Origin of the sequence: Flavobacterium sp. CG_23.5, assembly GCF_017875765.1 — a bacterium.
Classification (GTDB): domain Bacteria; phylum Bacteroidota; class Bacteroidia; order Flavobacteriales; family Flavobacteriaceae; genus Flavobacterium.
On sequence record NZ_JAGGNA010000001.1, the window covers coordinates 2714044 to 2738389 of the forward strand.

The 24346-nt window shown below is 34.1% G+C and carries 18 protein-coding genes and 1 tRNA gene; 14 read left to right on the forward strand and 5 right to left on the reverse strand.

From position 1 onward, the window contains the following. Positions 1–81: 81 nt before the first annotated feature. Positions 82–152, forward strand: a tRNA-Gln gene (locus tag H4V97_RS11725). Between the two features lie 148 nt (positions 153–300). On the opposite strand, the gene H4V97_RS11730 is transcribed toward H4V97_RS11725, so the two are convergent. Further along, on the reverse strand, positions 301–1125 hold the full coding sequence (locus H4V97_RS11730; RefSeq protein ID WP_209549805.1) for a universal stress protein: 825 nt from the start codon (positions 1123–1125) through the stop codon (positions 301–303). Between the two features lie 176 nt (positions 1126–1301). Between H4V97_RS11730 and rimP the strand changes: the two genes are divergently transcribed. From rimP to infB, 3 genes are all read left to right on the forward strand, one after another. Further along, a complete protein-coding gene (gene rimP, locus H4V97_RS11735; RefSeq protein ID WP_196849996.1) occupies positions 1302–1766 on the forward strand; it encodes a ribosome assembly cofactor RimP in 465 nt (154 codons plus the stop codon). A gap of 13 nt (positions 1767–1779) precedes the next feature. Continuing rightward, positions 1780–3033: a transcription termination factor NusA gene (gene nusA, locus H4V97_RS11740; RefSeq protein WP_209549806.1), complete on the forward strand. Its 1254-nt coding sequence runs from the start codon at positions 1780–1782 to the stop codon at positions 3031–3033. A 100-nt stretch (positions 3034–3133) separates the two neighbouring features. Further along, positions 3134–6034 (forward strand): translation initiation factor IF-2, encoded by a 2901-nt coding sequence (gene infB / locus H4V97_RS11745; RefSeq protein ID WP_196849994.1) that lies wholly within the window; start codon positions 3134–3136, stop codon positions 6032–6034. A gap of 354 nt (positions 6035–6388) precedes the next feature. Here the strand turns inward: infB and H4V97_RS11750 are convergent, their stop codons facing one another. Both H4V97_RS11750 and H4V97_RS11755 read right to left on the reverse strand, forming a co-directional pair. Then, on the reverse strand, positions 6389–7021 hold the full coding sequence (locus H4V97_RS11750) for a PKD domain-containing protein (RefSeq protein WP_196849993.1): 633 nt from the start codon (positions 7019–7021) through the stop codon (positions 6389–6391). A gap of 726 nt (positions 7022–7747) precedes the next feature. Next, positions 7748–8137, reverse strand: coding sequence for an SPOR domain-containing protein (locus H4V97_RS11755; RefSeq protein ID WP_196849992.1), 390 nt, complete (start codon positions 8135–8137; stop codon positions 7748–7750). Between the two features lie 217 nt (positions 8138–8354). Between H4V97_RS11755 and H4V97_RS11760 the strand changes: the two genes are divergently transcribed. From H4V97_RS11760 to queG, 10 genes are all read left to right on the forward strand, one after another. Next, the gene (locus H4V97_RS11760; RefSeq protein WP_196849991.1) at positions 8355–9686 is read left to right on the forward strand and encodes a c-type cytochrome; all 1332 of its coding nucleotides are present in this window, start codon (positions 8355–8357) and stop codon (positions 9684–9686) included. Between the two features lie 29 nt (positions 9687–9715). Continuing rightward, positions 9716–12772, forward strand: a complete 3057-nt coding sequence (locus H4V97_RS11765; RefSeq protein ID WP_209549807.1) for a TAT-variant-translocated molybdopterin oxidoreductase — start codon at positions 9716–9718, stop codon at positions 12770–12772. Positions 12773–12809: 37 nt separating this feature from the next. Next, on the forward strand, positions 12810–14213 hold the full coding sequence (gene nrfD, locus H4V97_RS11770; RefSeq protein WP_196849989.1) for an NrfD/PsrC family molybdoenzyme membrane anchor subunit: 1404 nt from the start codon (positions 12810–12812) through the stop codon (positions 14211–14213). Beyond that, positions 14206–14730, forward strand: coding sequence for a DUF3341 domain-containing protein (locus H4V97_RS11775; RefSeq protein ID WP_209549808.1), 525 nt, complete (start codon positions 14206–14208; stop codon positions 14728–14730). The genes nrfD and H4V97_RS11775 overlap by 8 nt, the downstream gene beginning before the upstream one ends. Before the next feature lie 8 nt (positions 14731–14738). Further along, the gene (locus H4V97_RS11780) at positions 14739–15287 is read left to right on the forward strand and encodes a c-type cytochrome (protein WP_209549809.1); all 549 of its coding nucleotides are present in this window, start codon (positions 14739–14741) and stop codon (positions 15285–15287) included. A 27-nt stretch (positions 15288–15314) separates the two neighbouring features. Further along, complete coding sequence (locus H4V97_RS11785) at positions 15315–16667, forward strand: quinol:cytochrome C oxidoreductase (RefSeq protein ID WP_196849986.1); 1353 nt, start codon at positions 15315–15317, stop codon at positions 16665–16667. A 20-nt stretch (positions 16668–16687) separates the two neighbouring features. Beyond that, positions 16688–17848: a cytochrome c oxidase subunit II gene (locus H4V97_RS11790; protein WP_209549810.1), complete on the forward strand. Its 1161-nt coding sequence runs from the start codon at positions 16688–16690 to the stop codon at positions 17846–17848. 28 nt (positions 17849–17876) lie between these two features. Beyond that, the gene (locus H4V97_RS11795; RefSeq protein ID WP_209549811.1) at positions 17877–19673 is read left to right on the forward strand and encodes a cbb3-type cytochrome c oxidase subunit I; all 1797 of its coding nucleotides are present in this window, start codon (positions 17877–17879) and stop codon (positions 19671–19673) included. Between the two features lie 158 nt (positions 19674–19831). Beyond that, the gene (gene ruvB / locus H4V97_RS11800; RefSeq protein ID WP_209549812.1) at positions 19832–20854 is read left to right on the forward strand and encodes a Holliday junction branch migration DNA helicase RuvB; all 1023 of its coding nucleotides are present in this window, start codon (positions 19832–19834) and stop codon (positions 20852–20854) included. A gap of 119 nt (positions 20855–20973) precedes the next feature. Next, positions 20974–21912, forward strand: a complete 939-nt coding sequence (gene queG / locus H4V97_RS11805) for a tRNA epoxyqueuosine(34) reductase QueG (protein ID WP_209550300.1) — start codon at positions 20974–20976, stop codon at positions 21910–21912. A 42-nt stretch (positions 21913–21954) separates the two neighbouring features. Here the strand turns inward: queG and H4V97_RS11810 are convergent, their stop codons facing one another. Together H4V97_RS11810 and H4V97_RS11815 are read right to left on the reverse strand one after the other, a co-directional pair. Then, on the reverse strand, positions 21955–22980 hold the full coding sequence (locus H4V97_RS11810) for a LacI family DNA-binding transcriptional regulator (RefSeq protein ID WP_209549813.1): 1026 nt from the start codon (positions 22978–22980) through the stop codon (positions 21955–21957). Between the two features lie 221 nt (positions 22981–23201). Beyond that, complete coding sequence (locus H4V97_RS11815) at positions 23202–24221, reverse strand: LacI family DNA-binding transcriptional regulator (RefSeq protein ID WP_209549814.1); 1020 nt, start codon at positions 24219–24221, stop codon at positions 23202–23204. Between the last annotated feature and the right edge of the window lie 125 nt (positions 24222–24346).

Here is a 24346-nt window from a genome sequence, read left to right on the forward strand (position 1 = left end):
TTTTTTTGATAAAAAGGCGTAAAAAAATTTGTGTAACTTAAAATTTGTATTAAATTTGCACTCGCTTAACAGCAACGGAATTGGTCTATGGTGTAATGGTAACACAACTGTTTTTGGTGCAGTCGTTCAAGGTTCGAGTCCTTGTAGACCAACAAAAGTCTCTCATTTATTTGAGAGACTTTTTTTTTGGAATAAATTTTACAATAATTTTTTTGATTTTTTTCTTCTATAAAAGTTTAAGAAAGGTATTTGTAACAGAGAATCCGGTGCGTGTGGAATTAAGATTTTTGTTTGAAAACACTAAATTTTAAAAGTGATTACCGGTTTGACAGTGTGATTTACTAAATCTTCACTAACGCTCCCATTAAAAAAATGCGATAATCCTGTTCTCCCATGGGTACAAAGCCCAATTAAATCGGCATTGATGGAACTGGTAAAATTGAGTATTCCATTTTCGATGTTTGAATCGTTGAAAATGTGCATCGAATAGTTTTTTAGGTCAAAATCACTTGCAAAATCACTCATTATTTTCTCAGTGGCAGTAGTGGATTTGAAACTGTTGGGAGTGCATATCGTTACTAAAAATAAATTTGCGTCAAAAATTTCGGTGAATGCAACCATTTTTTTAAATGATTTTTTTATTTCTTGTGAAAAGTCAGAGGCGAAAACAAAGTTTTTAGCTTGAAATTTGTCGGGATCATTTTTTATGACTAGCACCGGGATGTCTGAAAGACGAACCACTTTTTCTGTATTAGATCCAATAAGTATTTCTTCAATTCCGGAAGATCCGTGGGACCCCATGATGATTAAATCTATTTTATTTTTTTTGCTGAACGATAATATACCATGTGAAGCTCTTTCGAATTGTACGTTTGCCGTAACCGAAATCCCATCCAGAAGCGAAATTTCCATGATTTTTTGTAACGTTTCGTTTGCTTTTTTTATAAATAGCATAACCTCTGGAATGCCGCTTCCGCCAGAAATTGCATCGCTCATTTGACCAGGCAATTCCAGCATATGTAGCAAGAAGATTTCGCTCTTATTTTTTTTTGCAATTTGAACTGCTAGCTTTAATGCGTCTTCAGCATGTTTTGAAAAATCAGTGGGTACTAAAATTCGTTTCATAATTAAAGGGTTTAAATTATGGAAAAAACGATAAATTTTATGCTTGAATAAAGATAAGAAATATTTTAACAGTAATTGATTATTTATTTTTATAAAAAAAAACACTATATTTGCACCATTATTTATTAAAATCTAGATAATGAGGGGACTAAATGTCCCCTCTTTTTATAAAAAATATGGCATTTAAAGAAAAAGTAAATACAGTTTTGGCGGAAGCCCTTTTAGATAAGCCCTCGGTTTTTCTAATTGATCTGATTATTACAGATGCTTTTAAGGTTATTGTTACCTTAGATGGTGATAATGGTGTGGCATTACAAGATTGTATCGATGTTAGTCGCGCAATAGACAACAGTATCGATCGAGAAGAACAAGATTTTTCTTTAGAAGTAGCTTCGGTAGGAGTTGGTTCACCTCTTAAATTAGTGCGTCAATACAAGAAAAACGTAGGTAGAACATTGATTGTAAAGACTGGCACAGAAATAATTGAGGCGGAATTAGTGGAAGCTAATGATGATTTTGTAATTTTGTCGTGGAAAGCAAGAGAACCTAAAAAATTAGGAAAGGGTAAGGAAACAGTTCAAAAAGAACTTAAATTACCTTACGAAGATATAAAAGAAGCAATTGTTACAGTAACATTTTAATTAAAGAATTCGCATGGAAAATTTAGCATTAATCGATTCATTCTCAGAGTTTAAAGATGATAAACTTATTGATCGTGTAACGCTTATGGCAATTTTGGAAGATGTATTTAGAAATGCATTGAAGAAAAAATACGGTTCAGATGATAATTTCGATATTATTATAAATCCTGATAAAGGAGATATGGAAATATGGCAAAGAAGAGTTATTGTTGCTGATGATGATTTGGATTTAGATCACCTTGAGATTACTTTAACTGAAGCTAGAAAAATTGAGCCTGATTTCGAAATTGGAGAAGAGGTTTCCGAAGAAGTGAAGTTGATAGACTTAGGAAGAAGAGCTATTTTGGCTTTACGCCAAAATTTAATTTCTAAGATTCATGAACACGATAATACTAATTTATACAAGCAATTTAAAGATTTAATTGGCGATATTTATACTGCTGAAGTTCATCATGTACGTCCAAGAGTAGTAATTTTGGTGGACGATGAAGGAAATGAAATTATTTTGCCAAAAGAGAAACAAATACCTTCAGATTTTTTTCGTAAAGGAGATAACGTTCGTGGGATAATTGAAAGTGTTGAATTGAAAGGGAATAAACCTCAAATTATTATGTCTAGAACTTCAGAGAAGTTTTTAGAAAAATTATTTGAACAAGAAATTCCTGAGGTTTTTGACGGTTTGATTATGGTTAAAAAAGTGGTGAGAATTCCAGGCGAAAAAGCAAAAGTAGCTGTAGATTCTTATGACGACAGAATAGATCCTGTAGGAGCTTGTGTAGGTATGAAAGGTTCCCGTATTCACGGTATTGTCCGTGAATTAGGAAATGAAAATATTGATGTTATAAATTACACTAGCAATATTCAATTGTTTATAACTAGAGCGTTAAGTCCAGCTAAGGTTTCTTCTATCAAAATTAACGAAGAAACTAAAAGAGCAGAAGTGTTCTTGAAACTGGAAGAGGTTTCTAAAGCAATTGGTAGAGGTGGTCATAACATAAAATTAGCCGGTTTATTGACGGGTTATGAATTAGATGTTATCAGAGAAGGTGACGTTGCTGGTGCAGCTACTGATGATGATGATGTTGAATTAACAGAGTTTTCAGATGAAATTGAAAGCTGGGTTATCGAAGAATTTGCTAAAATTGGTTTGGATACTGCAAAAAGTATTTTGAAACAAGATGTAGATGATTTAGTAAGAAGAACAGATCTTGAAGAGGAAACAATTCAAGAAGTAATGAGAATATTGAAAGAAGAATTTGAGAGTTAATCCCAGATTCTTTTAAAAAATTAATCTTGATTTTATTTTCCCTATAAGTAGTTAGGGTTCAGTCGAGAAACACAACAAAAGGTAATAATAAAAAGGTTTTATGTCTGAAGAGAGAATTATTAGAATAAACAAAGTTTTAAGGGAATTGAATATTTCTTTGGAAAGAGCTGTGGATTATCTAAAAGATAAGGGAATTGCTATTGAATCAAATCCAAACACAAAAATTTCTGATGATGTATACAATGTCTTGTGCGGTCAGTTTGCTGGTGACAAAGGGAATAAAGAAGCTTCGAAAGAAGTAGGAGAAGAGAAGAGAAAGGAAAAGGAAGCTTTACGTGTGGAGCGTGAAAAAGAAATTGAAGAAAAGCGAAAGCTTGATGAAGAACGACAAAAACAACAAGAAGTTATAAAAGCGAGAGCTGTTATAGCGGGACCTGTTCAAGTTGGGAAAATCGATCTTAATCCAAAAAGGGCAGCTGTTGTTCCAACTCCAAAAGCCATAGAAAAGATTGAAGTTCCAGCTGTAAAAGTTACGGAAAAAGTTACAGAAGAAAAACCTGTTGTAGTTGACGCTGTTGAAAAAGCAGCGCCAGTTCAAAAGGAACCTGTGCAAGAAAAACCTGTTGCAGACAAAAAAGAAGTTAAGCCTGTTGTTGGAATAAAAGAAGTTAAGAAGGAACCTGTACAAGAGGTTACTCCTGAAGTGAAAGCGGTTGCTAAAGTTGATGAAGCACCTGTTGACGAAACTATAACGACTCAATACCAAAAGTTATCAGGAACTACTTTGACTGGTCAAATAATTGATTTATCTCAATTTAATAAACCAAAGAAGAAAAAAGAAGAGCCTAAAATTACTCCAAATAAACCGGGTGCTCCTGGTTCAGCTGCTGCTAATAATGCTAACAAAAATAAACGTAAAAGAATTGCTCCAAAACCGGGTGCTCCTAGACCACCTGCTGTTCCTGGAGTTCCAGGTGCACCAAATCCTAATAAGATTACGCCAAATGTTGGTGGTGGAGGTTTTAACGCTAACAGAAGTGCAAGACCTGGTTTCGTAAAGGGAAACAGACCTGCAATTGTTGCAAAAGTGGAACCTACTGAAGAGGAAGTAAAAAACCAAATTAGAGAAACTTTAGAAAAACTACAAGGTAAAGGTGGTAAATCTAAAGCGGCTAAATATAGAAGAGATAAAAGAGATACACACCGTCAGAAATCTGATGATGAGCAAAGAGCTATTGACGAAGGAAGTAAAACTATTAAAGTTACTGAGTTTGTTACTGTAGGTGAAATTGCTATCATGATGGATGTGCCAATTACTAAAGTTATTGGTACTTGTATGTCACTTGGAATCATGGTTACCATGAATCAACGTCTTGATGCAGAAACATTGACTATTGTAGCTGATGAATTTGGTTATGAAGTTGAGTTTATAACTGTTGATATCGAAGAAGCAATTCAAGTAGTAGCTGATAAAGAAGAAGATTTAGTCTTTAGAGCTCCTATCGTTACTGTAATGGGTCACGTCGATCACGGTAAAACATCTTTATTGGATTATATTCGTAAAGAAAATGTTATCGCAGGTGAATCTGGAGGAATAACACAGCATATTGGTGCCTATGGAGTAACATTGGATAACGGACAAAAAATTGCATTCTTAGATACACCAGGTCACGAAGCCTTTACAGCGATGCGTGCCCGTGGAGCTCAAGTTACGGATATCGCTATTATTGTAATTGCAGCTGATGATGACATTATGCCGCAAACAAAAGAAGCGATAAGCCATGCTCAAGCAGCTGGAGTTCCGATCATTTTCGCTATCAATAAAGTGGATAAGCCAAATGCTAATCCTGAGAAAATTAAAGAAAAATTAGCAGGTATGAATTTACTTGTTGAAGATTGGGGTGGAAAAATTCAATCTCATGATATTTCTGCAAAAGTAGGAACTGGTGTTAAAGAATTATTGGAAAAAGTATTGCTTGAAGCAGAACTTTTAGATTTAAAATCTAATCCAAATAAAGCGGCTTCAGGAACTGTTGTGGAAGCTTTCTTGGATAAAGGAAAAGGATATGTTTCTACTATATTAGTTCAAAACGGAACATTGAAAATTGGAGATTATATGTTGGCTGGTAAACATCATGGTAAAATTAAAGCCATGCATGATGAACGAGGAAATATTGTTACTGTAGCAGGTCCTTCGACTCCGGTATCTGTTCTTGGTTTAGATGGTGCAGCAACAGCGGGTGATAAATTCAATATTTTTGAAGACGAAAAAGAAGCGAAACAAATTGCATCTAAACGTTCTCAATTAATGCGTGAACAATCAGTTCGTACGCAACGACATATTACGTTAGATGAAATTGGACGTAGAATTGCATTAGGTCAATTTAAAGAATTGAACATTATCCTTAAAGGAGATGTGGATGGTTCTGTTGAAGCCTTGTCAGATTCGTTCTCTAAATTATCTACCGAAGAAATACAAATCAATATTATTCATAAAGGTGTTGGAGCAATTACAGAAACTGATGTTATGTTGGCTTCTGCTTCTGATGCGATCATCATCGGATTTAATGTTCGTCCTGCTGGAAATGCAAGACAATTAGCCGACAAAGAAGAAATTGACATCCGTTACTATTCTATCATTTACGCTGCAATCGACGACTTGAAAGATGCAATGGAAGGAATGTTGGCTCCAGAGATGAAAGAAGAAATTCTGGGTACAGCAGAAATTAGAGAGATATTCAAAATTTCTAAAGTTGGTTCTATTGCTGGAAGTATGGTTATGGATGGTAAAATTGTTAAAAATGCCAAAATGAGAATCATTAGAGAAGGTGTGGTCGTGTTTACAGGTGAGCTGTTAGCATTGAAACGTTTCAAAGATGATGTGAAAGATGTAGCTAAAGGATACGATTGTGGTATTCAAGTAAAAGGGTATAACGACATTGAAGAAAGAGATGTTATTGAATCCTACCATGAAGTAGCAGTCAAAAAGAAATTGAAATAGAATTTCAAATAAATAAGTTTAAAAATCCCGACGAGTCGGGATTTTTTTTGTTTTTATATTTTTTGTAATCTGAAATGATACGTTAATAAAATAGTTCTGCTTTTATATATTATTGTAAATTTCAGTTATTTAATCTAGTTTTTTAAGATACTTACATTTATGTTGCAGGTATTTATTAGTACCAAAATAGTACCGTAATTCACTTTAAAATCTATTTCAGTAGACTATTTTTACAGATGGCATATCGTTTGTGTCAGATCCATAATAAGAAATATACAAACTGCCATACGTATACATGCCAGCGCCATCTGGTCGTGTTTCTATAAAATATTCATAATTAGAGGTTAAGTTTTCTCAATAATGTTTTACTTCAATCCATTGCGGATTATTTTCCCTTTGAATATATACTTTAAAATTATTTTGAGAAATTAGGAGATTGAAATCATTTATCTCGATATTGGAATACCATATAGGCAACCAAACTTTATTTTGAAAAATAATTTCGTTCGAGTTATTTGATATGGACTCAATTGTAAATCGCACAATGTCTTTAGCAATTAATCCATTGTCATAAGATACTGTTAACTCAAATTCATATACTCCTTTCTCCAGATTGCTAACTTTTGTTTTTATGGAGTTTGGATTCTCTATGGTATAACTGGTTGGACCTGTTTTTTTTGACCATTGAATTTTTGCATTATCCATATTGATTATTTCACTATGTGTTCCTCTTACGAAAAAATACCCACTTAATATTAATTGTCTGTAGCTTGATGATAAGATTGCTTGTACATCTTCTCCTGCTGTAACAGTTAGAGTTGCATTTTGAGTAGTAGGTGTAGGTGGAGATGAGGGGGATGGAGAAGGAACAGGAATTGGAGTTGATGTAATTCGAGAATTTTCTAATGGAGCGTCATTTGAACAACTGTTACTAATAAACAGTACGACTACGCATACCAAAAGCCGGTAATAAATTGACCTTTTCATAATAAAAAAGATTTAGATGTGTGCAATAAGTTCTAATTTCTATTAAATGTAGGTTATCAATTTTGGGGTTTTCAGGATCGGATTTAGTTCATTTCGCTGGGATGTTAATCATTAATTTTTTTAAAAGTCAATAAGATTTTATCTTTTTTAAAAACCTAGATTTCAAATATTCCTAATCAAAAAGTTTCATATTAAAATTACGAAATATTTTTTTTGAGATTCTTAAATCTCTATTAAATTGTGTCGATGGACCAATATAAAAATAATCCTGCAAGTGTGCTTTGATTGGTGAAAAGTCCTCCAGATGGTGCAAGCGCAATTGATTGCAAACATTAGTGCTAGCATTCTGCTCGTACTCTCAACCACAATTAAAAAAACAAAAAACCCAACTGGCGCTCGTTTGTCTTAATCTCTGGTGCTTGCCTGCGGCGAGTACCTATTTACCTTGTTAAGACAAATCGTAGCGTTTGCAACGCGGATATTTAAGATGAAGGAACTTGTAAAACTCTATAAAAAAAGATACTCAGGGAAGTTATACTCCAATCGTAACCCAGATGAGTGGGATATGTAAGCGGTACGATAGCCCCGACCGCTAGGATATGTCAACGTTTCTATCGCGGAATTGCAATCCGTGCCCGTAAACACTGACAATACAAAACAGATTAAAACAAGAAACCACTTCATGGGAAGTGGTTTCTTATTTTTAACATCGAAAAATAGCCAATTTTATTTATTTGGTTTTATCAACAGTACATTTTTGTATTTTTTTCTAATGTCAATTAGATTGTGTTCGGCTTCCATACGAGTTTTGAAATTACCAACCCAAACTTTATAATTTGGCGTATTGAAAACTATAGTTCCGTCAGTGTCAGTGAATTCTTGTTTAAATCCTTTCAGAGTTTTCTTTGCGTTTTCGCTGTCTCCACTATAAATTTGGATTTTGTAAAGGTCATTTGCGGAGATTGAAACGTTTAGTTTTCGCTTTTCGTTGAGTAATTGCTCAAATTTCGGGTCTTGATTTATGGTTACATTTCGATCTTGAGCTTGTATACAACTAGAAGTGATTACTAAACCTACGGTATAAAAAAAGACTTGTTTAATAGCTAAAATTCTCATAATGTGATTGTTTTTATGCAAAAATAGTGTTTATAGAATAAAACGAAATATTAATTATTATTTAGAATTGATATAAATTGAATTTAAGACTATTTTAAGGTTTTGTGAATAGTTCTTAAGTCGTATTTTTGTGCAAGTTTTAAAGAATGTATTAGTTTTTTCTCAATGTATTATTAGAAAAAACCGTACCAATTTTAGTAGATAATCATTATACTATATGAAAAAGGTGGGTAACCATAATTCGATCTCAAGAAAATTATATTTAAGCTTAGGGCTTACTTTAGTTTTCTCTTTAGCATCAATTGCACAAACTGCGGCTCCGGCTGCAGCAACACCAGCACCTGCGGCAACTGCTGCTGTGTCAGGTGGTGATCCTGTAAAGGGAAAAGAACTTTTTAATGCGAATTGCGCAGCATGTCATAAGTTAGATGCTAAGGCAACAGGGCCTATGTTAAGAGGCATAGCTGCAAAATACGAAAAGGCTTGGTTTTATAAATGGATTCATAATAGTTCCGATTTAATTAAATCAGGTGATGCGCAAGCTGTAAAGGTTTACGAAGAAAATAATAAGTCAGTAATGACTGCTTTTCCTCAATTGTCTGAAGCGGATATTGATAATATCATTGCTTATACATCTGAGCCTAAAGTAGAAGCTGCTGCTCCTATTGGAACTGCATCAGTACCTGGTACAGCTGCTCCAGAAAGCGCTATTTCGAATAATGTTATTCTTGGTGCTTTAGGTTTAGTGATGGCTATGCTGATTGTTATGTTGTTCTTGGTGAATAAAGTTTTGACCAAAGTAGCTAAGGCTAATGGAATTGAAGTGGCTCCAAAAGAACCAACAATGCCAATTTGGAAAGCATTTGCAAGAAATCAATTTTTAGTTTTGGTAACTTCCATATTTTTACTTTTAACGGGAGCATATCTTGTTTATGGGTTTCTAATGCAAATAGGAGTAGATCAAAATTACGAACCTATTCAGCCAATTCATTATTCGCACAGAATACATGCAGGTAGTAATGGTATTAATTGTAAATATTGTCACTCTTCTGCTAGAGTTAGTAAGCATTCAGGAATTCCTTCTTTGAATGTTTGTATGAATTGCCACAAGAATATTGCGGAAGTTTCTGATACGACTGCTACTCCGGAATATTCAAAAGCTTTTTATGATGGTGAAATTCAAAAACTTTACAAAGCAGTGGGTTGGGATCAATCAACACAAAAATATACGGGTAAAACCGAGCCTGTAAAATGGATTCGTATTCACAATTTGCCTGATTTTGTTTATTTTAATCATGCACAGCACGTAGCTGTTGGAGGTATCGAATGTCAAACTTGTCATGGTCCTGTTCAGACTTATGAAATAATGAAACAATTTTCTCCACTTACAATGGGTTGGTGTATTAATTGCCACAGAAAGACGGAAGTCAAAATGGAAGGCAATGAGTATTATACTAAAATTCATGAAGAGCTTTCTAAAAAATACGGTGTAGACAAATTGACTGCAGCGCAAATGGGTGGTCTGGAATGCGGTAAATGCCACTATTAATCAAATTATTAAGATTTTAATATTTATATATGTCATCAAACAAAAAATACTGGAAAAGTGTTGAAGAACTAGACGAAAATAGTTCTATTGTTGAGGCGCTTAGAAATAACGAATTTGTTGAAGAAATTCCTACTGATGAATTTTTAGGAAATAAAGATGCGTTGTCATCTTCTTCTACAACACGTCGTGATTTTCTAAAGTACGTTGGGTTTAGTACTGCGGCAGCTACGCTTGCAGCTTGTGAAGGGCCAGTACATAAGTCTATACCTTATGTTCTGCAACCAGAACAAATCATTCCTGGAGTAGCAGATTATTATGCGACTTCTGTTTTTGATGGTTTTGATTTTGCTAATCTTTTAGTAAAAACACGTGAAGGGCGTCCTATTAAAATAGATAACAACACTATTGCAGGAGCTAAATTTGCTGCCAATGCTAGGATTCATGCGTCAATATTGTCATTGTATGACAGTATGCGTTTGAAAGAACCTAAAATTGAAGGTAAAAATGCAACTTGGTCTGCTGTTGATTCAAAAATAAAATCTAGTGTAGCTGATGCTAAAGCAAAAGGTGGTCAAGTAGTATTGTTAACTAATACTCTGGCAAGTCCTTCAACTGAAAAGTTGGTTGCTGATTTTATTTCTAAAAATCCAAATGCTAAACACGTCGTTTACGATGCGGTTTCTTCTTCGGAAGCATTAGATGCTTTTGAAACAGTTTATGGAGAAAGAGCTTTAGTTGATTATGATTTTTCAAAAGCTTCACTTATCGTTTCTGTAGGTGCTGATTTTCTTGGAGACTGGCAAGGTGGAGGATATGATTCAGGTTATGCTCAAGGTAGAATTCCGAAAAACGGAAAAATGTCTCGTCATTTCCAATTAGAATCAAATATGACTTTATCGGGTGCTGCTGCTGATAAGCGTTTTGCAATGTCAACTGCAAATCAAAAACAAGCACTTGTACTTATATACAATATCATTACTGGTTCTTCTGCAGCGGTAAGTTTAGATAGTAAATTTAATGCTGAAGTTACTAAGGCGGCTCAACAGTTAAAAGCTGCTGGTTCAAAAGGAGTTTTAGTTTCTGGAATTCAAGATAAAAACGCCCAATTATTAGTTTTAGCAATCAATCAAGTATTGGCTAGTGAAGCTTTTAGTACTTTGGGAACAAGACAGATTAGAAAAGGTTCAAACGAGAAAGTGACTCAATTGATTAATGATATGAAAGCGGGAAGCGTTCATACTTTAATTATGAGTGGCGTTAATCCTGTTTATACCCTAGCGGATAGTAAAGTCTTTGCTGATGCACTTAAAAAAGTTAAAACATCAGTTAATTTCTCTTTAAAAGAAGATGAAACTGCTTTATTAACTACAATTGCTGCTCCGGCTCCACATTATTTAGAGTCTTGGGGAGATTTAAGTTTGACAAAAGGTTCTTATAGTATAACACAGCCTACAATTCGTCCGTTATTCAACACAAAACAATTTCAAGAAATTTTATTGTCTTTGAATGGTGTTGCTGGTTCTTTTTACGATTATGTAAAAGGAAATGCTTTGACAATCGTTGCTGGTTCAACTTGGAATAAGGTATTACACGACGGTGTATTTGTTGGTGCGATACCATCAGCTTCCGCCGGTTCTGCTGATTATTCTGCTGCTGCAAATGCTTTAGCAGGATCAAAAGCTGCTCAATCATTTGAATTGGTGTTGTACACTAAAACTGGATTGGGTGATGGACAACAAGCTAATAACCCTTGGTTACAAGAATTACCAGATCCAATAACAAGAGTTTCTTGGGATAATTATGTTACTGTTTCGAATGCTGATGCTAAGAAATTAGGATTGTCAAATGAAATTGTTGCTAATGGTGGTTTGAATGGAAGTTATGCTACAATCACAACTGCTGACGGTTTAAAACTAGAAAATGTACCGGTTATTGTTCAACCAGGACAAGCTATAGGTACAGTAGGTTTAGCTTTAGGTTATGGTCGTAAAGCGGCTTTAAAAGAAGAAATGCAAGTAGGTTTAAATGCTTACTCGTTATATAAAGGCTATAATGATGTACAATCTGTATCAATAGCTAAAGCAGATGGTGAACACGAATTTGCTTGTGTTCAAGGTCAAAAAACATTAATGGGAAGAGGGGATATCATTAAAGAAACAACTTTAGAGATATTCAATACAAAAGATGCTGAATTTTGGAACGAGCAACCAATGGTATCTTTAGACCACAAGGAAGTAGCCGCTACATCAGTAGATTTATGGGGTTCATTTGATCGTTCTACTGGACATCACTTTAATCTATCTATTGACTTAAACGCTTGTACTGGATGTGGTGCTTGTGTAATCGCTTGTCATGCCGAAAATAACGTTCCAGTTGTTGGAAAAGCAGAGGTAAGAAGAAGTCGCGATATGCACTGGTTGCGTATTGACAGATACTATTCTTCTGAAAGTACATTTGCAGGAGATAACGAAAGAAAAGAGAATATTGCAGGTTTGTCTAGTTCATTGTCTACATTCAATGAAATGGAGAAAGCAGGGGATAATCCACAAGTTTCTTTTCAACCTGTAATGTGTCAGCATTGTAACCATGCACCTTGTGAAACAGTTTGTCCTGTGGCAGCTACCTCGCACGGTCGTCAAGGTCAAAACCAAATGGCTTATAACAGATGTGTTGGTACGCGTTACTGTGCTAATAACTGTCCTTATAAAGTACGTCGTTTTAACTGGTTCTTATATAATAAAAACAGTGAATTCGATTATCACATGAATGACGATTTAGGACGTATGGTGTTAAATCCAGATGTTAACGTTCGTTCTCGTGGAGTTATGGAAAAATGTTCTATGTGTATTCAAATGACACAAGCAACAATTTTAAATGCAAAAAGAGAAGGACGACCTATCGTAGATGGCGAATTCCAGACTGCATGTTCAAATGCTTGTTCTACTGGAGCAATGAAATTTGGAGATGTGAATGATACAGAAAGTGAAGTAACTAAGTTAGCTGCTGATGAAAGAATGTATCACTTATTAGAACATGTTGGAACAAAACCTAATGTGATTTATCATGTTAAAGTTAGAAATACCTAGTACAAAAATTATTAATTAAGAAACAATATAAAGGATTATGTCGTCTCACTACGAAGCAACCATTAGAAAACCTTTAGTTATAGGTGATAAATCTTATCACGACGTAACAGTAGATGTAGCTGCACCTGTAGAAGGTAAAGCAAACAAACATTGGTGGATTGTATTTACAATCGCATTAACCGCGTTCCTTTGGGGACTAGGTTGTATCATTTACACCGTATCTACAGGTATAGGAACATGGGGATTAAATAAAACTGTTGGTTGGGCTTGGGATATCACGAACTTCGTTTGGTGGGTAGGTATTGGTCACGCAGGAACCTTAATTTCTGCTGTATTATTACTTTTCCGTCAACGATGGAGAATGGCCATTAACCGTTCTGCGGAAGCAATGACTATTTTCTCTGTGATCCAAGCAGGTTTATTTCCAATTATTCACATGGGTCGTCCATGGTTAGCGTATTGGGTTTTACCTATCCCGAATCAATTTGGTTCACTTTGGGTAAACTTTAACTCGCCATTACTTTGGGATGTATTTGCAATTTCTACGTATCTTTCAGTATCATTAGTTTTCTGGTGGACTGGTTTATTACCTGATTTTGCTATGCTACGTGATAGAGCAATTACTCCTTTCAATAAGCGCATCTATTCAATATTAAGTTTTGGATGGAGCGGAAGAGCAAAAGACTGGCAACGTTTCGAAGAAGTTTCTTTGGTACTTGCAGGTTTAGCAACTCCACTTGTACTTTCTGTACATACTATTGTATCGATGGATTTTGCTACTTCAGTAATACCGGGATGGCATACTACAATTTTCCCTCCTTATTTTGTTGCTGGAGCCGTTTTCTCTGGATTTGCAATGGTAAACACCTTGCTTATTATTATGAGGAAAGTTTCTAATCTTGAAGCATACATTACCATTCAGCATATTGAATTGATGAACATCGTAATTATGATTACAGGTTCTATTGTTGGTGTTGCTTATATTACGGAGCTTTTTATCGCTTGGTATTCTGGGGTTGAATACGAACAATATGCTTTCTTGAACAGAGCTACCGGACCGTACTGGTGGGCATACTGGTCAATGATGACTTGTAATGTTTTCTCTCCACAATTCATGTGGTTCAAAAAATTAAGAACAAGTATTATGTTTTCTTTTATAATTTCAATTGTTGTAAATATTGGAATGTGGTTTGAAAGATTTGTAATTATCGTAACTTCGTTACATAGAGATTATTTACCATCTTCTTGGACAATGTTCTCACCTACATTTGTAGATATTGGAATTTTCATTGGTACAATAGGTTTCTTCTTTGTTTTGTTTTTGTTATATTCTAGAACATTCCCAGTGATAGCTCAAGCGGAAGTAAAAACAATTTTGAAAGGAACGGGAGATAATCACAAAAGACAAAGAGAAGCAAATAAAGATTTACATCATGAGTAATAAAGTAATATACGCCATTTATAATGACGATGATATTTTGATGGATGCCGTTAAGAAAACTAGGGCAGCTCATTATCATATTGAAGAAGTTTTTTCTCCATTCCCTGTTCACGGATTGGACAAAGCGATGGGACTTGCTCCTACAAGATTAGCCATTTGTGCTTTTATCTATGGATTGTTAGGGTTGTCATTTGGAACATGGATGATGAACTATATCATGATACAAGATTGGCCTCAAGATATTGGTGGTAAACCAAGCTTTAGTTATATTGATAACATGCCTGCTTTTGTGCCAATTATGTTTGAAGAAACTGTATTTTTTGCAGCTCACTTAATGGTTATTACTTTTTATATGAGAAGTAAATTGTGGCCTTTTAAAGCAGCTGAAAATCCAGATGTTAGAACTACAGATGACCATTTTTTAATGGAAGTTGCTGTGCATGATAATGAAAGTGAACTAGTTTCCTTTTTTGAAAGCACAGGAGCAGTAGAAGTAAAAGTAATTGTAAAGAATTAATTGTCGATATGAAAAGTCTATATAAAATAACATTTTTAGTTTGTATTACTATTTTAGTTTCGTCTTGTCATGATAATTCAAGGCCTAATTACCAATACATGCCAAATATGTACGAAGCCGTAAGTTATGAAACTTACCAAGAATCGAATGCATTTAAGAACGGTAAAGAAGGTCAACTTCCTCCGGTTGGAACAATAAATAGAGGTTTTGAACCTTATGATTATGAAAATTCAACTGCTGGTTACGATTTAGCTAAAGCTAATTTACAGTCACCTTTAGATTCAATTTCTGAAAAGGATTCTGAAAAATCTAAAGAGTTGTACGAGATATATTGTGCAATTTGTCACGGTAACGAGGGTAATGGTAAAGGGAAGTTAGTAACACAAGGTAAATATTTAGGTGTTCCTAGCTACAAAGACAGGGTAATAACTGAAGGAAGTGTTTTTCATGTTCAAACTTATGGTTTGAATTCAATGGGTTCTTATGCTAATCAATTGAATTCGCATGAACGTTGGTTAGTAGCTTCTTACGTTATTAATCTGAAATCAAAATTATAATTGTTGAACAAACTGATCGTAATAGATATGTATACATTTTCAAGTAAATTAAAAACATTCTCTTTTGTCTTAATGGCCGTTGGTCTATTAGGAATAGGATATGGTTTTTTAACTGCACCAAAAGACATTCAAGAAGTAGAAAAAATTCTTGCTGCTGAAACTCATGGAGGTCATGGTGAAGCAAAACATGAAGTCTCAATTCCCGCAGGAGAGGCTCATGCTGAAATGGGAAAAACCAATGAAGTTAAAGAGGCAGCTGAACATAAAGAACACGCTGAACATGTTTTGCATCAATTGCAAAATAAACCTTGGGCTTCGATATATGTTGCTTGTATTTTCTTTATGTTGCTTTCAATGGGAGTTTTAGCTTTCTATGCAATACAACAAGTGGCGCAGGCAGGTTGGTCCCCAGTTTTGTTTAGAGTAATGCAGGGTATAACTGCTTATTTACCGGTGGGTTCTGTTATTTTTTTTATAATACTTATTATTTGTGGCTTAAATATTTTCCACTCAAACAGTCTGTTTATATGGTTAGACCCTGAAGTTGTTGCACATGATAAAATCATAGCTAATAAATCAGGATATTTAAACTTTCCTTTTTGGATTATTAGAGCAGCGATCTTTTTAGGTGGTTGGAATGTATATCGCTATTTTTCAAGAAAAAATTGTTTGGCACAAGATGAAGCATCTGATGATCTTTGGTACAAAAAGAATTTTAAAATGTCAGCGGCATTTCTTGTTTTCTTTATAGTTACTGAGTCTATCATGTCTTGGGATTGGATTATGTCAATAGACCCGCATTGGTCAAGTACCTTGTTTGGATGGTATGTTTTTGCTAGTTTCTTTGTTAGTGGAATTACAATGATTACAATGGTTTCTCTATACTTAAAATCAAGAGGTTATTTAGAGTATGTAAATACCAGTCATATTCATGATTTAGCGAAATTTATGTTTGGTATCAGCGTTTTTTGGACCTACTTATGGTTTTCACAATTCATGTTGATTTGGTATGCTAATATTCCAGAAGAGATCACCTATTTTGTAACTAGAATACAATTATATAATCTTCCGTTTTTTGGTGCTGTTGTTATGAATTTCTTGTTTCCTATTTTGATTTTGATAAATACTGATTTCAAAAGGATTACATGGATTCTAGTAATGGCTGGTACAGTAATTTTATTAGGACATTATATAGATTTCTTCAATATGATTATGCCTGGAACAGTTGGTGACAGATGGTTTATTGGTGTATCCGAAATTGCGTCCGTGTTTTTCTTCCTTGGATTATTTATTTATGTTGTATTCACAGCATTAACTAAAGCACCTTTGTTACCAAAAAGAAATCCATTTATAGAAGAGAGTAAACATTTTCATTATTAATATTTAAAATAAGTAAACAGATGACAAGTTTGTTGGTAATTATAGTTTTAGTTTTATTAGCCGTTGCTTTATGGCAATTGACGAAGATATTTGATCTTACTCAAGTAGGAACATATTCGGACAATTCTCAAATAGCGAACGATGATGATAATAATGTTCAGGGTTATTTGATGTTTGGTTTTTTAGCTTTCCTTTATGTTTTTACAATTTACGGATTGTTTAAATGGGGACCATTAGTTCTTCATACTCCTGCTTCAGCTCATGGTGGACAAGTGGATAATTTAATGAATATTACATGGGTTCTTATATTTACTGTTCAGGCAATAACTCAAGCATTATTATATTATTTTTCCTTTAAATATAGAGGTACAAAAGATTTAAAAGCATTGTATTTCGCTGATAATAACAGATTGGAAGCATTATGGAGTGTTATTCCTGCTGTAGTTCTTGCCGGTTTAATCCTATATGGTCTTTATGCTTGGACAAATATCATGTTTATTGATGATGAAGAAGATACTGTTGTTATTGAATTGTATGCACAACAATTTAATTGGACTGCACGATATGCCGGTAATGATAATGTTTTAGGTAAAGCTAACGTTAGACTGATAGAAGGGGTTAATACTCTTGGTGTTGATTTAGCAGATCCTTATTCGCAAGATGATGTTGTTGTTAAGGAACTGCATATTCCTAAAGGTAAAAAAATTCATTTCAAAATGCGTTCTCAAGATGTACTGCATTCAGCTTATATGCCTTATTTTAGAGCGCAAATGAACTGTGTACCAGGGATGGTAACTGAATTTGCTTATACACCTATCTACACAACTGAAGAATACAGAGAATTACCCTATATGGTAGAGAAAGTTGCAAATATTAATGCTATAAGAGCTAAGAAAAGTATTGATCTTGTTGCAAAAGGTGAAACGGCGCTTGACCCTTATTCTTTTGATTTTTTATTGCTTTGTAATAAAATATGTGGAGCTTCTCATTACAACATGCAAATGAAAGTAATTGTAGATACCCCAGAAGATTATAGAAAGTGGTTAAAAGAAAAAGCTACGTTAGTACAAGAAGTTAAAACAGCTAAAACTCCCACTGCTCCTGTTGATGGCGCTAAAGGAGCAGATTCTACTAAAGGTAAGGATACCGCAGCAGCTGTTGTTAAAATAGCAATGAAATAATTATTAAGAAAATTTAAAGTAAACGTATATGTCAGCAGAAGCTCACGGTCACGGACACGATCTAGAACACGAACACCATCATAAAGAGACTTTCATTACTAAATATATTTTTAGTATTGATCATAAAATGATTTCCAAGCAATACCTGATTACTGGTATTATTATGGGTGTTATAGGTATTATGATGTCTATGCTTTTTAGAATGCAATTAGCTTGGCCAGAACAATCATTTAAAATATTTAACGTATTATTGGGTGATAAATTTGCTCCTAATGGAGTTATGGCAAATGATATTTACTTAGCATTAGTAACGATACATGGTACCATTATGGTTTTCTTTGTATTGACTGCTGGTTTAAGTGGAACTTTCAGTAATTTATTAATTCCACTTCAAATTGGGGCGAGAGATATGGCTTCTGGATTCATGAATATGATATCGTATTGGATGTTCTTTTTGTCAGCGGTAATTATGTTGTGTTCGTTATTCGTTGAAGCTGGTCCTGCATCATCTGGATGGACAATTTATCCTCCTTTAAGTGCATTACCACAGGCTATTCCTGGTTCTGGTATGGGAATGACACTTTGGTTAGTGTCTATGGCAATATTCATTGCATCTTCTTTAATGGGATCTTTGAATTATATCGTTACGGTTATTAATCTTAGAACTAAAGGGATGTCTATGACTAGACTTCCATTAACAATTTGGACTTTTTTCGTAACTGCTATAATAGGTGTTGTTTCGTTTCCTGTTTTGTTATCAGCAGCTTTATTGTTAATATTTGATAGAAGTTTTGGAACATCTTTCTTCTTGTCTGATATCTACATTGCTGGAGAAGTATTGCATTATCAAGGTGGTTCACCTGTATTATTTGAACACTTATTTTGGTTCTTAGGTCACCCAGAGGTTTATATCGTAATTTTACCTGCAATGGGAATTGTATCTGAAGTGATGGCTACTAATTCTCGTAAACCAATTTTTGGTTACAGAGCGATGATTATGTCCGTTTTGGCGATTGCATTTTTATCTACAATAGTTTGGGGACACCATATGTTTATATCAGGAATGAATCCATTTCTAGGTTCAGTATTTACTTTTACAACATTATTGATCGCTATTCCTTCAGCGGTAAAAGCTTTTAACTGGATTACAACTCTATGGAAAGGTAATTTGCAATTAAATCCTGCGATGTTATTTTCTATTGGAATGGTTTCTACCTTTATCACTGGTGGTTTAACAGGAATTATTCTTGGAGATAGTACTTTAGATATTAATGTACATGATACTTATTTTGTTGTAGCTCACTTCCACTTAGTAATGGGTATTTCTGCACTTTACGGAATGTTTGCTGGTGTTTATCACTGGTTTCCTAGAATGTACGGAAGAATGATGAATAAAAACTTAGGATATGTTCACTTTTGGGTATCTGCAATCACTGCTTATGGTGTATTTTTCCCAATGCACTTCATAGGGTTAGCAGGTTTACCAAGACGTTATTATACAAATACTAACTTTCCATTATTTGATGATTTACAAAACGTAAACGTTCTAATAACAACATTTGCCTTAATTGGAGGTATTTTTCAATTGGTTTTCTTGTACAACTTTTTCAGTAGTATTTTCTACGGTAAAAAATCAGTTCAGAATCCTTGGAAATCTACTACGCTGGAGTGGACTGCCCCAGTAGAACATATCCATGGTAACTGGCCAGGAGAAATTCCGGAAGTGCACCGTTGGCCTTACGACTACAGTAATCCTGCACACGATGTGGATTTCGTTCCTCAAAATGTACCGATGAAAGAAGGTGAAGAAGTTTTGCACCACTAAAAAATATTTAAAAGCCTCTGCGAAAGTAGAGGCTTTTTTTGTGATCTTTTTCTATTAGCTATTCTTTTAATAGCTTGATTTCTTTCATTTTTTTTAACTTTTTCATGCATTTATAATTTATAATTTATAATTCAAAATTGCTTTGCTATCTTTGTTAAATGAATGAAAATTTAGATCCAACTACTGACGGTTATAATTCTGAAGAACTCGATCTTGAAAAAAGATTAAGGCCACTTTCTTTCAATGATTTTGCAGGTCAAGACCAAATATTAGAAAATTTAAAGGTTTTTGTGCAAGCGGCAAATCAAAGAAATGAAGCACTAGATCATACGCTGTTTCATGGACCTCCAGGTTTAGGAAAAACTACCTTGGCAAATATCCTTGCCAATGAATTAAATGTGGGTATCAAAATCACTTCAGGACCAGTTTTGGACAAGCCAGGAGATCTGGCTGGTTTATTGACTAATCTTGAGGAAAGAGATGTTTTGTTTATCGATGAAATTCATCGCTTAAGCCCTATCGTTGAAGAATATTTATATTCGGCAATGGAGGATTTCAAAATAGATATCATGATTGAATCTGGACCTAACGCAAGAACCGTTCAAATCAATCTAAATCCTTTTACGTTAATTGGAGCAACAACGCGATCCGGCTTGTTAACAGCTCCTATGAGAGCTCGTTTCGGAATCGCTTCGCGTCTGCAATATTATACAACTGAATTACTGACTACGATTGTCGAAAGAAGCGCCAGTATCTTTAAAATGCCTATTTCGATGGAAGCCGCTATCGAAATTGCAGGACGAAGTAGAGGAACTCCACGTATCGCTAACGCTTTGCTGCGCCGCGTTCGTGATTTTGCGCAAATCAAAGGGAATGGAACTATTGACATTGAAATTGCTCGTTATGCACTAAAAGCGCTTAATGTGGATGCCCATGGCTTAGATGAAATGGACAATAAAATACTGACGACCATAATAGATAAATTTAAAGGCGGACCGGTTGGCTTATCAACTTTGGCAACAGCCGTATCCGAAAGTAGTGAGACCATCGAGGAAGTATATGAACCTTTCTTGATTCAAGAAGGTTTTATCATGAGAACACCCAGAGGACGAGAAGTTACTGATAAAGCGTATAAACATTTAGGGAAAATAAAAACCAATATTCAAGGTGGTTTATTTTAGGTTTTAGGAGCTTTTTCCTGCTATTCGCTTCAATCTTTTTCTCCTCGCAAGGGCGAGTCAAAAAAGGATTTCCACTTCTATCAGGGCTATTTTTCAGGGATTATTAACTTTATATTTTTATCATCGATAATAAATCAAAATACACGCAATTTATAAAATCCGAAGCGCAACGTCTCGGATTTTTGTCTTGTGGTATTTCTAAGGCTGAGTTTTTAGAACAAGAAGCTCCAAGGTTAGAAAATTGGTTAAAGAATAATAGGAATGGAGAAATGTCCTATATGGAAAATCATTTTGACAAGCGTCTAAATCCAACCCTGCTTGTTGATGATGGCAAGAGTGTAATATCACTGCTATTAAATTATTATCCGGAGCAACTTCAATCCGAAATTGTCGGAAGCGATTCCTATAAAATCTCAAAATATGCTTATGGACAGGATTACCATTTTGTAATCAAGGAAAAATTAAAAGAATTGCTTTTTTCTATTCAGGAAACGATAGGAGATGTTTCCGGACGTGCATTTGTGGATTCGGCACCCGTACTTGATAAAGCTTGGGCGGCCAAAGGCGGGCTGGGATGGATAGGAAAAAATAGTAATTTGCTAACCCAAAAAGTAGGATCCTTTTACTTCATTGCGGAGCTAATTATTGACTTAGATTTAGAATACGATTATATCACAACAGATCATTGCGGAACTTGTACGGCCTGTATCGACGCGTGCCCTACAGATGCCATCGTTGCGCCATACATTGTTGATGGCAGTAAATGCATCTCCTATTTCACCATCGAACTAAAAGAGAATATTCCACAAGATATGAAAGGAAAGTTTAATGATTGGGCTTTTGGCTGCGATATATGCCAAGATGTTTGTCCATGGAATAAATTTTCAAAAGCACATAATGAACCTTTATTTAATCCAAATCCAGAACTGTTTTCCATGACTAAAAAAGATTGGAAGGAAATCACCGAAGAAACTTTTAGAATAGTTTTTAAAGATTCCCCTTTAAAAAGAGCAAAATTTTCAGGTTTGAAAAGAAACATTGATTTTCTGCAAAGATAGCAAATGATATCAATGGAATACTTAGGAGAAATTTGATGTTCATTATTTTCTAACGGAGGACTCTCTAATAACTGTACTGGTATCTAATTCAATAGTTTTTGGGCTAAAAGGAATTCCTTCCTTATGACATATCATTTCTTCCATTAATAGGTTAAAAGATGCTACACCCATTTCGTGGCTAGGTTGCTCCACGCTGCTTAATTTTGGGGTAAGTACTTGCGACATAAACCAATTGCTAAAGCCTATTACGGCGACTTGATCAGGAACTTTTATGCCGTTATTATTAAAATAGGTTAATACACCAACAGCAACTAAATCAGTAATTGCAAAAATTCCGTCGACATCTGGGTTGTCTTTCATTATTTGTTTGGCAAACTCAAGTCCTTCTTCAAAATTTACTTTTTCACAAGTATAAACTAATTTTGAATCGAAAGGAATGTTGTTTTTTTCTAAAGCTTTCTTATATCCAATATAGCGGTCTATGGAATTTTGCGGGTTTAAAGGACCTCGAATATTAGCGATTTTTTTACAGCCAGCATCTATTAGATGTTGAACAGCGTTGAACGCTGCCTTCTGATCATCAATTATTACTTTAGAGCAGGAAATTAATTTGTTGATTTTATCAAACATAACAAAAGGAATATTCCGATCGATTATTTCCTTGATATGATCGTCATTATTTGATTCGTTAGAAAGTGAAATAATAATACCATCAACTCTTTTGTTAATAAGGAGTTCAACTTGTTTTTTTTCTAATTCTAACGATTCATTAGATTGCAAAATGATAACTAAATAACCGTTTTTTTCCGCTTCATCAATAATTGCATTAACTACATTCGAAAAAAAATGGTGCACTACTTCGGGAATAATTAAACCAATAGTTTTGGATTCTTTTGTTCTTAAATTTACGGCAAAGCTATTTGGAGTATAATGTAGCGTTTGTGCAAGATCAATTACTGCTTTTTTTGTTTTTGCACTTACATCTGGATAGTTTTTCAAAGCTTTTGAAACAGTAGTAATTGAAATCCCCAATTTAGTTGCAATTTCTTTAAGTGTAATATCTTTCATGAATCTATTTTGTGCTTATATAAGATTAAAAAATATTTTGCGATAAACTGGTTTTTTTCACTCACTATAAGTATAATTTATACTTATGACAAAACGCGTATACCTTAAAATATTCTTTACCAAGGTATTAATTTTAATCTTATTTCTAAAGAATTTAGCAAAATAAACAAATTAATCGAGATTAGTTAAATGAGAGGGAAAGTACTTAATTTCAATATTTTTTACGTAGACTCTCTTTCAATTATACTTGTTTCCAGTTCAATTACTTGGAACGTTATAGGTTCTTTGTTCTTTTTTAGATTTATTTCATCAAATAAAATGGAGGCAGATTTCTTTCCAATTTCAAATGCTGGCTGATCAATTGTGCTGAGTTTTGGAGTGATAATAGAGGACATAAACCAATTGCTAAATCCAAAAACAGCTACTTGTTTTGGAATTTCGATACCAACTTCATTAAAATATTTAATGATTCCAATGGCAACCAAGTCTGTCACGGCAAATATGGCGTCAATTTCCGGATGTTCAGCTATTGCTTTTTTAGCATTTTCGTAACCGTCTTCTAGATCCGTATTGTTATCACATAAGAACACGAGTGAGGAATCGTAGATAATGTTGTTGTCCTCAAGTGCTTTTTTGTAACCTAAAAAACGATCAATGGAATTTTGAGGCATGTAAGACCCTCGGAAGTGTGCAATTTTTTTATATCCTTTTTTTATAAGATAACATACAGCATCGTAAGCTGCCTTTTTATCATTTATGCTAACTTTAGAGCAGTTAACTATTTTTGCAATTTTATCAAAAAGTACTAAAGGAGTATTATGGGCGTGAATAGATTTTAAATGATCAAATTCCCCAGTTTCATTGGATAATGACATTAAAATTCCATCAACTCTTTTACTTAATAAAAGATCGATTTGTTTTTTCTCCAGTTCATATTTTTCATTTGATTGTAAAATAATAACTAGATAATTCCTTTTCTCTGCTTCTTCAAGAATTCCTTCAATTACATGTGAAAAAAAATCGTGCATGACAGTAGGTATAATTAAACCTATAGTTTTAGACTCTTTAGTTCTTAGATTTACTGCAAAGCTATTGGGCGTATAATGTAAGGTTGTTGCTAAATCTACAACCGCCTTTTTTGTTTTCGGGCTAACATCAGGATAATTTTTAAGTGCCTTTGAAACAGTTGTAATAGAAATTCCAAGTTCAGTGGCAATTTGCTTGAGAGTGGTGTCTTTCATGAATGCCAAAATTTTAAAGTAAAAAACTGTTTCTTCCAAACAAACTTACAATTTTAATTTGTAAATCTATTCGTAAAAAACAGTTTAGCTTTAAATATTTAATGCTGCATTATTAGCCTCTATTT